13 protein-coding genes are annotated in these 15215 nt (G+C 53.2%); 7 read left to right on the top strand and 6 right to left on the bottom strand.

Going from position 1 to position 15215, the window contains the following annotated elements; genetic code table 11:
- Nucleotides 1-5: 5 nt before the first annotated feature.
- From pqqC to pqqA, 3 genes are all read right to left on the bottom strand, one after another.
- The gene (gene pqqC / locus NF683_RS04840) at nt 6-794 is read right to left on the bottom strand and encodes a pyrroloquinoline-quinone synthase PqqC (protein WP_089040537.1); all 789 of its coding nucleotides are present in this window, start codon (nt 792-794) and stop codon (nt 6-8) included.
- Nucleotides 795-1123: 329 nt separating this feature from the next.
- The gene (pqqB, locus tag NF683_RS04835) at nt 1124-2047 is read right to left on the bottom strand and encodes a pyrroloquinoline quinone biosynthesis protein PqqB (protein WP_253921422.1); all 924 of its coding nucleotides are present in this window, start codon (nt 2045-2047) and stop codon (nt 1124-1126) included.
- Nucleotides 2048-2158: 111 nt separating this feature from the next.
- Entirely contained in the window at nt 2159-2230 is a 72-nt protein-coding gene (gene pqqA, locus NF683_RS04830; RefSeq protein ID WP_009722990.1) for a pyrroloquinoline quinone precursor peptide PqqA, read from the bottom strand.
- Between the two features lie 393 nt (nt 2231-2623).
- Here pqqA and NF683_RS04825 point away from each other — a divergent pair, with 393 nt between their 5' ends.
- The 3 genes from NF683_RS04825 (at nt 2624) to katG (ending at nt 8106) form a co-directional block, all read left to right on the top strand.
- Complete coding sequence (locus tag NF683_RS04825) at nt 2624-4195, top strand: Re/Si-specific NAD(P)(+) transhydrogenase subunit alpha (RefSeq protein ID WP_253921421.1); 1572 nt, start codon at nt 2624-2626, stop codon at nt 4193-4195.
- A 16-nt stretch (nt 4196-4211) separates the two neighbouring features.
- The gene (locus tag NF683_RS04820) at nt 4212-5654 is read left to right on the top strand and encodes an NAD(P)(+) transhydrogenase (Re/Si-specific) subunit beta (protein ID WP_089040540.1); all 1443 of its coding nucleotides are present in this window, start codon (nt 4212-4214) and stop codon (nt 5652-5654) included.
- Between the two features lie 298 nt (nt 5655-5952).
- Nucleotides 5953-8106, top strand: coding sequence for a catalase/peroxidase HPI (katG, locus tag NF683_RS04815; RefSeq protein WP_193059767.1), 2154 nt, complete (start codon nt 5953-5955; stop codon nt 8104-8106).
- Between the two features lie 66 nt (nt 8107-8172).
- Here the strand turns inward: katG and NF683_RS04810 are convergent, their stop codons facing one another.
- From NF683_RS04810 to NF683_RS04800, 3 genes are read right to left on the bottom strand one after another with little or no spacing between them, the layout of a single operon-like run.
- Nucleotides 8173-9102, bottom strand: coding sequence for a 5-oxoprolinase subunit C family protein (locus NF683_RS04810; protein ID WP_253921420.1), 930 nt, complete (start codon nt 9100-9102; stop codon nt 8173-8175).
- Nucleotides 9099-9803: a 5-oxoprolinase subunit PxpB gene (gene pxpB, locus NF683_RS04805; RefSeq protein WP_253921419.1), complete on the bottom strand. Its 705-nt coding sequence runs from the start codon at nt 9801-9803 to the stop codon at nt 9099-9101. The genes NF683_RS04810 and pxpB overlap by 4 nt, the downstream gene beginning before the upstream one ends.
- Complete coding sequence (locus NF683_RS04800) at nt 9800-10552, bottom strand: 5-oxoprolinase subunit PxpA (RefSeq protein WP_253921418.1); 753 nt, start codon at nt 10550-10552, stop codon at nt 9800-9802. The genes pxpB and NF683_RS04800 overlap by 4 nt, the downstream gene beginning before the upstream one ends.
- Nucleotides 10553-11219: 667 nt before the next feature.
- Here NF683_RS04800 and NF683_RS04795 point away from each other — a divergent pair.
- From NF683_RS04795 to NF683_RS04780, 4 genes are all read left to right on the top strand, one after another.
- Nucleotides 11220-12209 carry a LysR family transcriptional regulator gene (locus NF683_RS04795; protein WP_253921417.1) on the top strand — a complete coding sequence of 330 codons (990 nt, stop codon included), beginning with the start codon at nt 11220-11222 and terminating at the stop codon, nt 12207-12209.
- Between the two features lie 32 nt (nt 12210-12241).
- Entirely contained in the window at nt 12242-13231 is a 990-nt protein-coding gene (locus NF683_RS04790) for a TRAP transporter substrate-binding protein (protein ID WP_253921416.1), read from the top strand.
- A gap of 79 nt (nt 13232-13310) precedes the next feature.
- A complete protein-coding gene (locus NF683_RS04785) occupies nt 13311-13874 on the top strand; it encodes a TRAP transporter small permease (RefSeq protein WP_120386230.1) in 564 nt (187 codons plus the stop codon).
- Between the two features lie 23 nt (nt 13875-13897).
- On the top strand, nt 13898-15202 hold the full coding sequence (locus NF683_RS04780) for a TRAP transporter large permease (RefSeq protein ID WP_038478843.1): 1305 nt from the start codon (nt 13898-13900) through the stop codon (nt 15200-15202).
- Nucleotides 15203-15215 lie beyond the last annotated feature (13 nt).

Below are 15215 nucleotides of genomic sequence, written 5' to 3'. Positions count from 1 at the left end.
ATTGCCTAGTAATGAGAGTGCTCAAGCCCACGGTGATACACCGCTTCGCGGGTGACGGTGTGGTAAGGCGGGCGGTCTAACTGATAGGCCATGGTCATGGCATCCAACATGCTCCACAGCACATCGAGCTTAAATTGCAGAATATCCAGCGCGCGCTGCTGCAGCGCCACCGTGGTACACATGCCTAAAGCGATTTCCAGACCGTGCTCGACGTCTCGGCGGGCTTCGCTGAGCCGTTTCCGAAAATAGCGATAGCCTTGCTCGTTAATCCACGGGTAGTGCTGGGGCCAGGTGACCAGGCGGTTTTGGTGGGCAAGCGGCGCAAATAGCTCGGTAAGCGATGAGATCGCCGCTTCCTGCCAGGGGGCTCGGGCGACAAAGTGGCGGTAGGCATCCACCGCAAAGCGCACGCCGGGTAGCACACGCTCCTGGGAAAGCAGTGTATGACGGTGTAGCCCTACGGCTTCACCTAGGGCTAACCAGGCCTCAATCCCGCCTTCATCTCCGGCGTGGCCATCGTGGTCAAGCAGGCGCTGCACCCATCGCCTGCGGGTAGCGGCATCGGGGCAGTTGGCCAGCAGCGCGGCGTCTTTTTGGGGAATCATCAACTGGTAGTAAAAGCGATTAGCCACCCAGCCTTGCAGTTGTTCCTGGGTAAGCTCGCCGTTGGCCATCGCCTGTTGAAAGGGGTGATTAAGATGGTAGTACTGCCCTTTACCCATTAGCGCTTCACGAAACGCCTCCCGACTGAGCGGGGTGGCAGAAGCACTGGGCGTTATCGCTGTCATCGCCATAGTCGATTTCCTGGTTATTTTTGCAATATCTAATATATATATTGCTGATTTAAATGGCTTTTATTTTTAGCCATTTTTTATGCATAGAATTTATTTAATGAAACAGGTTATTTGGTTATAGCTCGCTCTGTTTGAATTATTTTATAAAGTTATATGCTTATTTTGGTTTAATTTTGTCAGGGCCTGTTTCCTCACTTTTTACCGATCTACTATCTTTTAAATTCTACTAACCTAGTGCTTTTTTAATCTAAGATTTAGGTCTGGATGTTAATAAATTAATACTCAATAATTCTAAGATAAGAGAGTGTTTAAGGTCTGTGAACGTCGACCTAAAACGTCAGTTTCATTCCGTCGTAAGCTGTTTCGATGCCTGCGGCCTGCAATGTTTTCGCTGCATCGCTAGCGCCGTCCAAAATCGGGTTGGTGTTGTTGATATGAATCAAAATACGCTGCGTGCTGCTGGGTAGCTCGTTCAATAGCGCACACATACCGCTGCTGCCATTGAGCGCGAGGTGACCCATCTGTTGGCCTGTGGAGGTGCCCACGCCAAGTGCCTGCATTTCGTCGTCTTCCCACAGGGTGCCATCCACCATCACCACATCTGCGGCGTTTAAGAAACGCATGGCCAGCGGTGTCGGGTTGCCAAGCCCGGGGGCGTAGCACAGCGACTTGCCGCTGTTGCGGTCAACAATATATAGCCCCAAATTATCGCCACAGGAGGGCGCGCCGCGCCGTGGTGAGTAGGGCGGGGCATTGCTGTGTAGTGCAAAGGCGGTGAGCGCGATATCTGGCAGAAAGGGAATCGAAAACTCGACAACTTCCTGATGATCTTCCAACTCAATCGGCTGCCAGCGTAGTCCGCCCCAGTATTCCAGCATCGGGAATAGCGGAAAACCAGTCGATAAATCGCGATGCACATTAGGCGTGCACCACACCTCTAACGGGCAGCCTTCTCTAAGGGAGAGTAGCCCGGTGACGTGGTCGATTTGGGCATCTACCAGTAGCACGCCACGAATACCGCTACCACGCAGATCACTTGGCCATAATTCCGGGTTGGCATTGAGCTGAGCGCGAATGTCAGGGGACGCATTGCATAGCAACCACTGCTTGCCATCCACGCTTAACGCAATCGATGATTGAGTGCGAGGTTGATGATCGGCACTGCCCAGGCGAGCGTGGTAGCAGTTAGGGCAGTTGCAATTCCATTGGGGAAATCCGCCGCCTGCAGCAGCCCCAAGAACTAAAATCTGCATAGACTGACCTCCTACGTTAGTGCTGTGGATGTGCTATGAATCCTGGCTGAAAGCCCCTACCTGATATCAACCCAATAAGGCAGGCAGGGGCCATTGCTCATTAGCTAGAGGTTAGCGGGTAGAGATATACAGCGTTACTTCAAAGCCAAGGCGCATGTCCTGATACGTCGGTTTGGTCCACATAAGTGACTCTCCTGCGTTGTTAAGCATGTTGTTGTGAGTGTCGTTACAAATGTCGTTATAAGTATTGTTGTGGGCGTTTTTGGCGATTAATCATTATTGCCATACCCACTACTTCAGTTAATCATGGGTAGGGCGAATTGAATGCGGTACTTTGGAAGTAGTTTTCTCTAACTTTTGGTGGGGAATCGTTGTTAAAAAGGGTAGTGTTGTAGTTAAACAACCCAATTGAATCGAAGGTTGAATAGTAACTGGCGGTCGCCGCGTTAGATCCTAAACTGCTATCTGGCGCGACGACGCATGTCAGTAATAATGCCCAGCGTCCAATAACCAAGGGTGAAAATATGACTGTTTTGGTCATGACGCTGGAAATGGGCTAACCAAGGGAGAAAGCGTGTGAAAATAGGCGCACCGAAAGAGACAGCTCAAGGAGAAGCGCGTGTAGCGCTTACTCCTGAGAGCGCAAAACAGCTTCAAAAGCTAGGCCATGAGTGCTTGGTGGAAGCCGGCGCAGGGGCTGCTGCGGGCTTTAATGACGACACGTATCGCGACGCGGGTGTCAGCGTTGTGGAAAGCGCGGAAGCGCTGTGGCGTGATGCGGACGTGGTGATTAAAGTCCGTGAACCTTCGGAAACTGAGGCTCACTATTTACGTGAAGGTCAGACGCTGATTGCGTTCTTCTGGCCAGCACAAAACGAAGCACTGTTGGAAACCTGTAAAGCTCAGGGCGCGTCTGTTATTGCGATGGACATGGTGCCACGTATTTCCAGAGCGCAGAAAATGGATGCGCTCTCCTCAATGGCCAATATCGCGGGCTACCGTGCGGTGATTGAGGCGGGCAATAACTTTGGCCGCTTCTTTACTGGCCAGGTAACCGCCGCCGGTAAAGTTCCTCCTGCCAAAGTATTGGTGATCGGCGCGGGTGTGGCGGGCTTGTCGGCGATTGGTACCGCGGCTAGCCTTGGCGCTGTGGTGCGTGCGTTTGATGTACGCCCAGAGGTGTCCGAGCAGATTGAATCCATGGGCGCTGAATTCCTGTTTCTCGATTTTGAAGATAGTCAGGACGGTTCAGAAAGCGGTGGCTATGCCTCACCCTCTAGCCCAGAGTTTCGTGAGAAGCAGCTAGAGTGTTTCCGCGAACAAGCACCGGATGTCGACATTGTCATCACCACGGCGCTGATTCCTGGCAGGCCCGCGCCAAAGCTGTGGCTGGAAGATATGGTGGCAGCCATGAAACCTGGCTCGGTGATTGTCGACTTAGCCGCTGAAAAAGGCGGTAACTGCGACTTAACCAAGCCGGACGAGCGTGTGGTATCTGATAACGGCGTAGTGGTGGTCGGCTATACCGACTTCCCCTCACGCATGGCCACCCAGGCGTCGCTGCTTTACGCCACCAACATTCGCCATATGCTAACCGACCTCACGCCTGAGAAAGACGGCGTCATCCATCACAATATGGAAGATGATGTCATTCGCGGTGCTACGGTCACGCACCAGGGCGAAATCACCTTCCCGCCGCCGCCGCCCAAAGTAAAAGCTATCGCTGCGGCGAAGCCAAAGAAAAAAGAGAAAGAACCAACGCCTGAAGAGAAGAAGGCGACTGAACACGCGGCGTTTAAAGCGCAAACCAAGCGTCAAGTAGGCTTGCTCGCCGTTGGTGGCGCGCTAATGCTGCTGTTGGGCCAAATAGCCCCAGCCTCATTTATGCAGCACTTCATTGTGTTTGTGTTGGCGTGCTTCATTGGCTTCCAGGTGATTTGGAAGGTGAGTCATTCGCTGCACACGCCGTTAATGGCGGTCACTAACGCTATCTCCGGCATCATTATTTTAGGGGCAATTTTGCAAATCGGTTCAGGCAGTGGCGTCGTTATCGTGCTGGCGGCCATTTCGGTACTGATTGCATCGATTAATATCGTGGGTGGCTTCCTGGTGACACGCCGGATGCTTGCCATGTTCCAAAAATCCTAAGCGGCGGAGAAACGAGATGTTAGGACAAGGATTCGTATCTGCCGCGGCAATTGCGGCAAGTGTGCTATTTATTTTATCGCTAGGCGGCCTGAGTAATCAGGAGAAAGCCAAGCGTGCCGTATGGTACGGCATTGTGGGTATGGCCGTAGCGGTGTTCTTTACCTCCCTCGGGCCAGGTATTGGCGGCTACTGGTGGCTGGTTCCGGCGATGTTGATCGGTGCAGGGATTGGTGCCTATGTCGCAGGCAAGGTCGAAATGACCGAAATGCCTCAGTTGGTAGCGGCACTACATAGTTTTGTGGGTTTGGCAGCGGTCTTTGTTGCCTGGGGCGCAGATTTAGAGCGCCGCCGGGTGCTGGCCGCACAAGCGGCCGACGGCGCGATGCAAGAGTTTTCTGCGTTTGCCGCATTGGTGGCCACGAAGGCTCCTGCTGAGCTGACCTTTTTGCAGATTGAGGTGGTGTTCGCGATTTTCATCGGTGCGGTGACCTTTACCGGCTCGGTGATTGCGTTCGGTAAGCTGGCAGGCAAAGTGGATGGCAAGCCTCGTCAACTACCGGGTGGGCATATGCTCAACGCCGGTGCTGCGGCGCTTTCGCTGCTGCTCGCGATTATGTACCTCAATGGTGCAGGCTTCTGGACATTGCTCGTGCTGGCGGCGCTGTCATTCTTTATTGGCTATCACCTAATTATGGGCATTGGCGGTGCGGATATGCCAGTGGTGGTGTCGATGTTGAACAGCTACTCCGGCTGGGCAGCGGCGGCGATTGGTTTCACACTTTCCAATGATCTGTTGATTGTTACCGGCGCACTGGTGGGGTCCTCAGGGGCAATCCTGTCTTACATTATGTGTAAGGCGATGAACCGCAACTTCGTTAACGTGATTTTGGGCGGCTTCGGTGGTGCTCAAGGGCCAGCGGCTGAGATTGAAGGCGAGCAGGTCGCGATTGATGCAAGTGGTGTGGCGAGTGCCTTAAACGACGCAGATAGCGTGATTATCGTGCCGGGGTATGGCATGGCGGTGGCTCAAGCACAGAGTGCGGTGAGCGATCTAGTACGCAAGCTGCGGGCATCGGGTAAGACCGTACGTTTCGGTATTCATCCGGTGGCAGGGCGTCTGCCTGGACATATGAACGTGCTCCTGGCTGAAGCCAAAGTGCCTTACGATATCGTGCTGGAAATGGACGAGATCAACGACGATTTCTCAAGTACGGACGTGGTGATCGTGATCGGCTCCAACGACATCGTAAACCCCGCTGCCGAGGAAGATCCCAATAGCCCTATCGCCGGGATGCCGGTATTGAAGGTTTGGGAAGCCAAGCAGGTGTTTGTCAGCAAGCGCGGTCAGGGCACGGGCTACTCTGGCATTGAAAACCCGCTATTCTTCAAAGAGAACACGCGCATGTTCTACGGCGATGCGCGGGATAGCTTGAACGCACTGTTGCCAATGGTGGAGTAAAGGTAAGAAAACGCTACTATCCTGATAGTGGTATGGGCAGGGCGTCTGACGCCCTGCCTTTTTTTATGGGCTAAGTTTTATTGGCTCAGTTTTTATTGACTAAGAAATAGCTAGTTTAATAATAAATAACTATCGATCTATTGGTTTATTACAAATTGTGACTATCGATGAGGTGCTTTAAAACAGTACATATCAACGCAACGCTTGCTGATTACCTACACTGTAGACAGCAATATGAGATGTCGATCATCTGTTTCCTTGGCGAGTCCAAGGCAAAGAGCAAGAAGGGGAGAGAAACATGAGTGGAAAATGTCCTGTAATGCATGGTGGTAATACGTCTACTGGCACCTCCAACAAAGATTGGTGGCCAGAGGCGTTGAACCTAGACATTCTGCACCAGCATGATCGTAAAACTAACCCGATGGATCCTGACTTTGACTATCGGGAAGAGGTCAAAAAACTCGATTTTGACGCCCTCAAGCAAGATGTTCATGCCTTGATGACTGATAGCCAAGCATGGTGGCCAGCCGACTGGGGCCACTACGGTGGCCTGATGATCCGCATGGCATGGCACTCTGCCGGAACTTACCGCATTGCCGATGGCCGTGGCGGCGGTGGTACCGGTAACCAGCGTTTTGCACCGCTCAACTCCTGGCCGGATAACGTAAGCCTTGATAAGGCGCGCCGTTTGCTGTGGCCAGTGAAGAAGAAGTATGGCAATAAAATCAGCTGGGCCGACCTAATCATTCTTGCGGGTACGGTGGCCTACGAATCTATGGGACTGCCCGCTTACGGTTTCTCGTTTGGCCGCGAAGACATCTGGCACCCAGAGAAAGACATTTATTGGGGGGCTGAAAAAGAGTGGTTAGCGCCTTCTGACGAGCGTTACGGTGACGTTGAACAGCCGGAAACAATGGAGAATCCGCTGGCTGCGGTTCAAATGGGACTTATCTACGTTAACCCAGAAGGGGTTAACGGCCAGCCTGATCCGCTTAAGACAGCTCTGCAGGTGCGCGAAACCTTCGCTCGTATGGCGATGAACGACGAAGAAACCGCTGCCTTAACAGCGGGCGGCCATACCGTGGGTAAATGCCATGGTAATGGCGACGCCGCTGCGCTAGGTGCCGAACCTGAAGCCTCTGACGTTGAAAACCAGGGCTTTGGCTGGGGCAACCCGACCATGGATGGCAAAGCGAGCAATGCCGTGACGTCGGGTATTGAAGGCGCTTGGACCACCAACCCAACTAAGTTCGATATGGGCTATTTCGACCTGCTGTTTGGTCATGAGTGGGAGCTAAGAAAAAGTCCTGCGGGTGCTCATCAGTGGGAGCCTATCGACATTAAAGAGGAAGATAAGCCGGTTGATGCAACCGATCCCTCTGTGCGTCACAATCCGATCATGACCGATGCGGATATGGCGATGAAGATGGACCCGACGTACCGTGCTATTTGCGAAAAATTCATGGCCGATCCGGAGTACTTCAAGCAAACCTTTGCTAAAGCGTGGTTTAAGCTAACGCACCGTGATCTAGGCCCGAAAGCACGCTATATCGGCCCAGAAGCGCCGGCTGAAGACCTTATCTGGCAAGACCCTGTGCCTGCAGGTAGCACCGATTACTGCGAAGAAGTGGTTAAGCAGAAAATTGCTGAGAGCGGCTTAAGCATTAGCGACATGGTCAGCACCGCGTGGGATAGCGCGCGCACTTACCGTGGTTCCGACATGCGCGGTGGCGCCAACGGTGCGCGCATTCGTTTGGCTCCCCAGAAAGATTGGCAAGGCAATGAGCCAACGCGTCTTGCCGATGTGCTAAAAGTATACGAGCAGATCTCTGCTGATACGGGTGCCAGCATTGCCGATGTGATTGTCTTAGCGGGTAGCGTGGCTATTGAAAAAGCGGCCAAAGCAGCGGGCTATGAGGTGCGTGTGCCGTTCCTCAAAGGCCGTGGTGATGCCACTGATGAGATGACTGACGTAGACTCTTTTGAGCCTTTAGAGCCACTTGCCGATGGCTTCCGTAATTGGCAGAAGAAAGACTACATCGTCAAACCCGAAGAAATGCTGCTGGATCGTGCTCAGTTGATGGGGCTCACCGCACCGGAGATGACCGTGCTGTTAGGTGGAATGCGTGTGCTGGGCACCAACTATGGTGGTACCAAGCACGGTGTGTTCACTAACCGTGAAGGCCAGTTGACCAACGACTTCTTTGCCAACCTGACCGATATGGGCAACAGCTGGAAGCCGGTGGGCAATAATGTTTACGAGATTTGCGACCGTCAAACGGGCGCGGTTAAGTGGACAGCCTCTCGCGTTGATCTAGTGTTTGGTTCTAACTCACTGCTACGCTCATACGCAGAGGTGTATGCCCAGGACGATAACGGCGAGAAGTTTGTTAAAGACTTCGTCGCCGCCTGGGCAAAAGTGATGAATGCGGATCGCTTCGATGTCGCATAAACGTCAAAGCAACGCTTGCTCTAAGTAACTTCCCTGTTCTAACCCGCATCGATAGATGCGGGTTTTTTAATGCCAATGGCTTAATTGCTTCCGATAGGCAATTTGCGCTTGGCTGGCACTGACAGGGCTCAAACGCACCTCGGTTCCCGGTACGCATTGAGCAAGCAGCGCACAGGCCATCGGGGTAAGCGCACCAAGGCGTGGGTAGCCGCCAATGGTTTGGCGGTCATTCATTAACACAATCGGCTGACCGTCGGGTGGGATTTGCACGGCGCCAAGGGGAATCCCTTCAGAAATAATGCCACCGAGCGTGCAATGCAGAGGTTGGCCGGTGAGACGAATACCCATGCGATCAGCGCGGTTATCTACTGTCCAAGGCTGGTTAAAAGCGTTGTACAGGCTACGTCCGGCAAAATGTGAAGCCTGCGAGCCAAGCACCATGCTGAGTTGGCAGCTTTTTTCCGCCATGGCGGGGGCTGTTCCTTCAGGCAAGCTGCGCTCACTGGGTGAGTTACCCTGCCAGGTGAGCTGGTCGCCGGTTTGTAGCGGTTTGCCGTCGTCATGGAGCCCGCCAATTTGTTCGCGGGCAGTGCAGGCACGGCTGCCCAGAATCGTTGGTGCGTTTAATCCGCCAGGAAACGCGAGATAGGCCCGTAGGCCACGCCGGGGCTGGCTGAAAATGAGTGTTTGACCGGAACGCAGCAGAAAGCTGGTGTTGGTGGCTAATGGCTGTCCATCGATGGTAGCGCCAAGGTCGGCCCCAGTGAGTGCTAAGCGCACCTCGGCATTGGCAACCAAGCTGAGGTTGCCACCCATAACAATTTCCAGTGCCGCGCTATCCGGTGCGTTACCGAGGAGCCAGTTTGCCCAGCGAAATGAAATCCAGTCGGCGGCACCGCTCTGGGTAACCCCCAAATGACCCACGCCGAACCGCCCTAAGTCTTGAATCAGAGCCAGTGGTCCGGCCTGCTTCACTGTTAGCATTGCCTGGCTCATGGCCGCTCCTCCATCGGCGTTGTATCGCCCCCTGCTGCTTCAAACTCTGCTTTGCCAATCGCTTTAAAGCGTACCTTATCGCCGGGTCGCAGCAGCGGCTCGCCCCGCTTAGCGTATTCAAATAGTGGTACGGCGGTGCGACCTAAAATATTCCACCCCCCTGGAGAAAGGAGAGGGTAGATAGCCGTTTGTCGATCGGCAATCCCCACACTGCCTGCCGCGACTTTGCGGCGGGGTGTTTTCAAGCGAGGCGTGGCGATGCCTTCGTCTACCAACCCCATAAAACCGTAGCCGGGGGCAAAGCCCAGCGCGAAGACGCAGTAATCATGGCCGCAGTGACGTTCGATCAGAGAGTCAATGCTGAGCCCTGCGCGTTTTGCCACCAGCGGAAGCTCAGGGCCAACGCTTTCGTCATACCACACGGGGATCTCATGCAGCTGACCGTTCTGCGATTCGGCAGGCGTTAAGTGGCGCAAGGCATTGCGAATCAGCGTAGCGACTTGGCCAAAGGTTAGTTGCTGGCTGTCGTAGTGCACCAGCAGCGTGGTATAGGAGGGAATCAGGTCAATGAGTGCCTCGCCCAGCGCATCGCGTAGGGTTTGATCGGCAGCTATGATCCACGCCATATTGGCTTCATCGATAGTGTCAAACAGCCGTACCGTTACGGCGTCCATGGCCGCCGTTTCTAAACGCAGTTTCACGCAGACTCCAGCGCCGTAAAGGCATCACGAATCGCGCGCACGGCAGCCACCGACTCAGGGTTGTCGCCGTGCACGCACAGGGTGTCGCAGGGTAGATGCAGCGCGCTACCGTCGCGGGCGGTCAGCGCCTCGCCTTTGGCGAGCGCAACAGCTTGCGCAACGATAGTGGCTTGGTCGTGGTGGACAGCGCCTGCCAGGCGGCGAGAGGCGAGATGGCCGGTTGCTTCATAAGCGCGGTCAGCGAACGTTTCAAACCACAGGGTAACGCCCATTTTTTTCGCCAACTGACGATGAGGTTCCGGATCGGCAGTTGCCATGACCATCAGCGGAAGGTCGGCATCATAAGCACGTACCGCGCGCATAGCACCTTCCAATAACTCAAGATTCGCCGCCATGTCGTTATACATCGCTCCATGGGGCTTTATGTAGCTCAGCGTCACGCCTTCGGCTTGGCAAATTCCGGCCAGCGCACCGACCTGGTACAGCACCATATCCTCTACTTCTGCGGGCGAGCAGGCCATAGAGCGACGACCAAACCCCATTAAGTCAGGGTAGCCGGGGTGGGCGCCAATACGCACGCCATGCTGACTGGCCAAGGCGACCGTGCGGCGCATGACATGGGGGTCTGAGGCATGATAGCCACAGGCGATATTGGCACAATCGACATAAGGCATTACGTCAGCATCTAAGCCAATCGACCAATTACCGAAGCTTTCGCCCATGTCACAGTTGAGCAGTGGGATTGCCATATCGTCTCCTAGCCTGTTTTGAATTTATTAGAGTCACTTGTTGGTTAACAGCGAGTTGTTAGTTAGCAGCGTTGGCCAAGAACGCTTATTTTTTAATTACGGAGTGCTAATGTTGAAGAATTTGTTGTTAAAGGTGCGGTTGTCTGTGTTTGTTATGACTGCCCAGTGTAAATAGTTAGCTTGATTATCAGTGTGACGTCTTAAAACCAATATATGAACCTATCCTGTTAAGTTCCAATCGTTTTTAGCGATACTTAGTATCGGTGCTTCCTATCGTGCTGTTATTTATTGGAAAAATGGTTGACGCTAGGGGGGAATACGATTATCAAATAAATAAAGCGACTCGATAAAAGATTATAAAAAAAACGCTCACGCCAGCCCTAACGAATACCCGCAGCACTAATAATAATCGGCGGTCAGTGAGTCGTTTTGAGGAGTGAAACATGCAAACGTCGGCCATGAGCCAGCTCATCGCTGTTCAGCTAGACACTGTTCAGCGAAAAACAGTGGGTAATCCCACCATGCTGGCCCTAAGATTGCATTACACAGCAATGCGACCATTTCACCCAGTGACACATTGCGCTAGGGGGCGGCACTGCGCGCGACGTTACCTGCGCTGTGTAGGAATCCCCGCCGATGTTACTGCAACCGTTGGTTAGGCAAATGTATGCTTGATTTCAAGGAGCTAGACGCTTTTGTATGGGCGGTAAAGCTTGGCTCTTTTCGCAAGGCGGCGGTACGCCTACATATCACGCAGCCTTCTGTTTCTGAGCGTATTTCACGCTTGGAAAGCACCGTAGGTGAGCTATTGCTTGAGCGTTCGGCGCGCCCGGTTCAGCCGACCATGCGTGGCCGCGAGTTCTTTCTGCATGCTGAGCGCATACTGCATCAGCGTGATGAGGCGCTAAAGCTATTTGATAGTGCCGAGACATTTTCTGCACCCCTTAGGCTCGGCACCATTGAAACCATTGCACATAGCTGGTTTCCCGCGTTCATTCAGCAGCTTACTGAGCGTTTTCCAGAACTTATAATCGAGTTAACAGTTGATTACTCGCCGGTTCTTAATGATCGGCTGATGCGCAACGAGATTGATATTTTGCTGGCAATGAATGGTTACTTGGCTCCGGAGCAAATTGAGTGCGAGACGTTAAGTCCTTATGAGATGGGCATGTTTGTTTCACCTCGCCATGCCGAGCTGCTAAGCGAACACCCCAACGCTTGGTGCCAGTCGTTGCCGTTTATTTCCTTTGGCAGGCAGGCTCGCCCCTACGAAGAACTGGTTCGTTACCTTTCTGATGTGGGCGTTCAGCAGCCTCGTATCCATAGCGTTAGCACATTGATGACCATTGCACGAATGACGATGGAGGGGCTGGGAATCGGTGCGCTTCCGGTCGCCACCGTATTAGATGAGTGGCGGCGGGGTGATCTATACCGTTTAGCGCTACCCGTGCCGTTGCCGCCTATGAACTATGATGTGATATGGCGCAGTGCGAATCATCCTCGCTTTTGTCGCAGTGTGGGGCGGATCGCCCAAGAATGTGCAGCTAACTATGCCAGAGATCGGTGCGCTGACATGGCAAACACAAGTTTTACCGGCCGCTGGGTTCGCCCTAGCGCAACCCCCACCACTCCCGAAGCAACACCTCGATCAACCTGAACTTCCATCAATATGAATAAGAGGACGTCCCCATGCATAAACGTATAACAACGCCGTTACTGCTAGTGACCGCTTGCAGTCTTGCCGCTGCGGCGACCGCCCATGCGGCTGAATGGACCATGGCAACGCCTTATGGTGATGCAAGCTTCCATACCCAGAACAATAAACAGTTTGCAGAGGATGTGGCTGAGGCCACAAACGGTGACTTAACCATTACGGTGCACAGCGGTGGTTCTCTGGTCTCACATGGTGAAATTAAGCCGTCGGTGCGCCGCGGTACGATTGATGCTGGCGAAGTGTTCCTCTCCATTCTTTCCAACGATGACCCTATTTTCGAAGTGGATACGCTGCCGGGGGTAGCCGGTAGCTATGAAGATGCCTATGCCTTGTGGGAAGCCACTAAGCCGATGATTACTGAGCTGTTTGCCTATGAAGGAATGGTGCCTTTGTATGCTGTCGCTTGGCCAGCGCAGGGCATTTACACCTCTGCGCCGTTAACCGATCCCGATCAGTTCGATGGCTTGCGGGTGCGTGCGCCAAATATTAATACTCAGCGTTTCGTTGATAATTTAGGTGGCAGCCCGACGGAAACCGAAGAGTCTGATATTCCTACCGCGTTTAGCACCGGTCGTGTGGATGCCATGATTACGTCCAGTTCTACCGGTAACTCCATGGCAGCCTGGGACTATGTGACCGACTACACCGATGCCAACTTATGGCTGCCTAAGAATATTGTGTTTATGAGTCAGCGCAGCTTTGATCGTTTAGATGAAGCTACCCAAGACGCGCTGATGGAAGCGGCTGCTAGGGCTGAAGAGCGTGGCTGGCAAATGAGCCGCGAGAACAATGAAACTAGCTTGGAGGCGCTGAAGGAAAATGGCATCTCAGTTTCTCAGCCTAACGAGACGGTGTCTGCTGCTCTGCAAGCGGCGGGCGATGAGCTGTTTGCCGACTGGGAATCCCGCGCTGACGATGACGCAAAACAAGCCTTAGAGAGCTATCGCGAACAACGCGGTAACTAAGTCTTAACAACTAATGCTGGCTTTAAGGGCGGCTGTTTGTGCCGCCCTTACCACCCACGCGCTCAATGAGACTGCGAACATGATGTTTAAATTCGACAAACTCTACCGCCTCGGTGCTTGGGGTGCTGCTGCGTGTATGGTGGCTATTTGTGCACTTATCGCACTGCAGGTCACGTTTCGGTTAGTAGATGCGCTGCTTGTTTTGGTTGGCCTTAGCCGGCTCGGCGTGAGCATCACCGGCGTTTCTGAGATGGCGTCTTATCTGTTAGTCGGGGCAACGTTTCTTGGGCTTGCCTACACCTTTGTTCACCATGCGCATATTCGGGTGACGCTGCTTATCTCGCGACTACCCTCAGCCATACGCGTCTGGTTTGAGGTGTTTGGGTTACTCATTGCGGTAGTGATCAGCCTGTTGCTGGCTTATGGCTTGATTGGGCTAGCAAGAGAAAGCCTTCAATATAACGATGTATCGTCAGGCTTTTTATCGATTCCCTTATGGATACCGCAATCGGTATTAGTCGTTGGGGTAGGGCTCTTGGCATTGGCACTTCTGGAAGCCTTGTGGATAGCGCTGCGTATCGCTATCCACGACCCTGCGAGCTTCCGTGAAGCAACCGCCATCGACGACAACGAAGCGCATTAAGACGCTACCCAGGAGACACCCTCGTGCTATTACTTAGTTTGGCTACCATCTTTACCCTTGTGGTGCTGTTAGGCAGTGGCGTCTGGATTGCCTTTGCTCTGATTGGCACTGCTTGGGTTGCCCTTCAGTTTTTTAGTCCCTTCGACCCCGGCCCTATTCTTGCCTCGGATTTTTGGGGAGCAAGCTATGGCTGGGATTTAACGGCGTTGCCGATGTTTATCTGGATGGGTGAGATTCTGTTTCGCTCAGGTCTTGCCGACAATATGTTTCGTGGCTTGTCGCCCTGGTTAAATCGCCTGCCAGGACGCTTGCTCCACACCAATATCATTGGCAGCGGCATGTTTGCCGCCGTATGTGGTTCTTCAGCGGCGACCTGTGCAACGGTGGGGAAAATGACCCTGCCGGAACTCGAGCGCCGCGGCTATGACAGCAACATGGCGATTGGTACATTGGCCAGCGCTTCAACGCTAGGCTTGCTGATTCCGCCTTCTATCGTGCTGATTGTTTATGGCGTGGTGACTGAGCAGTCCATTACTCGGCTATTTATGGCTGGGATCGGACCAGGGCTGATGATCTTGGCCATGTTTATGACCTATCTGGTGCTGTGGGCCCTATTGAAAGGTAACCGAAACGGCTTAACCGGTGCTGATGAGTCGGGCATGAGCTTTGTTGAGAAGCTGCGCAATACCTGGTCGCTGGTGCCAATTCTGCTGCTGATTGGCGGTATTATCGTATCGATTTATGGCGGCCTAGCATCACCAACAGAAGCTGCCGCGGTAGGCGTTGTGCTGTCGATGGTCATTGCGCATTTTAATGGCCACTTTAATCGAGACATTTTTACCAGCTCGTTATTTGCCGCAGTACGTACCGCGTGCATGATTGCTTTTATTATTGCTGGCGCGTCATTTCTGACCTCTGCGATGGGCTTTACTCAGGTACCAATGCAGTTAGCTCGCACGATCGGTGAAATGGGGCTATCCCCCACGATGCTGCTAGTGGCCTTAACGGTGCTGCTGTTGATCATGGGCTGTTTTTTGGATGGTATTTCACTGATTCTGCTAGTCACGGCCATTATTATGCCCGTGGTTAGCGCCGCTGGATTTGATCTGATCTGGTTTGGTATCTATCTGGTGATTGTGGTTGAGATGTCGCAAATTACACCGCCAGTGGGCTTTAACCTATTTGTCATTCAAGGGCTCACCGGTAAAGATATTGTCACCATCACGAAAGCCACACTGCCATTCTTTCTGCTGATGCTGCTGGCGATTGCTTTTATGCATCTCTTCCCTGAAATCGCCTTGTACCTGCCCCAGGCACTGAACAGATAGTAGACGACTAACG

Source organism: Halomonas sp. MS1, from assembly GCF_024182575.1.
Lineage (GTDB): Bacteria > Pseudomonadota > Gammaproteobacteria > Pseudomonadales > Halomonadaceae > Vreelandella.
The sequence above is the reverse complement of the archived record's forward strand: the minus strand, read 5'-3'. Positions and strand labels throughout refer to the sequence as shown.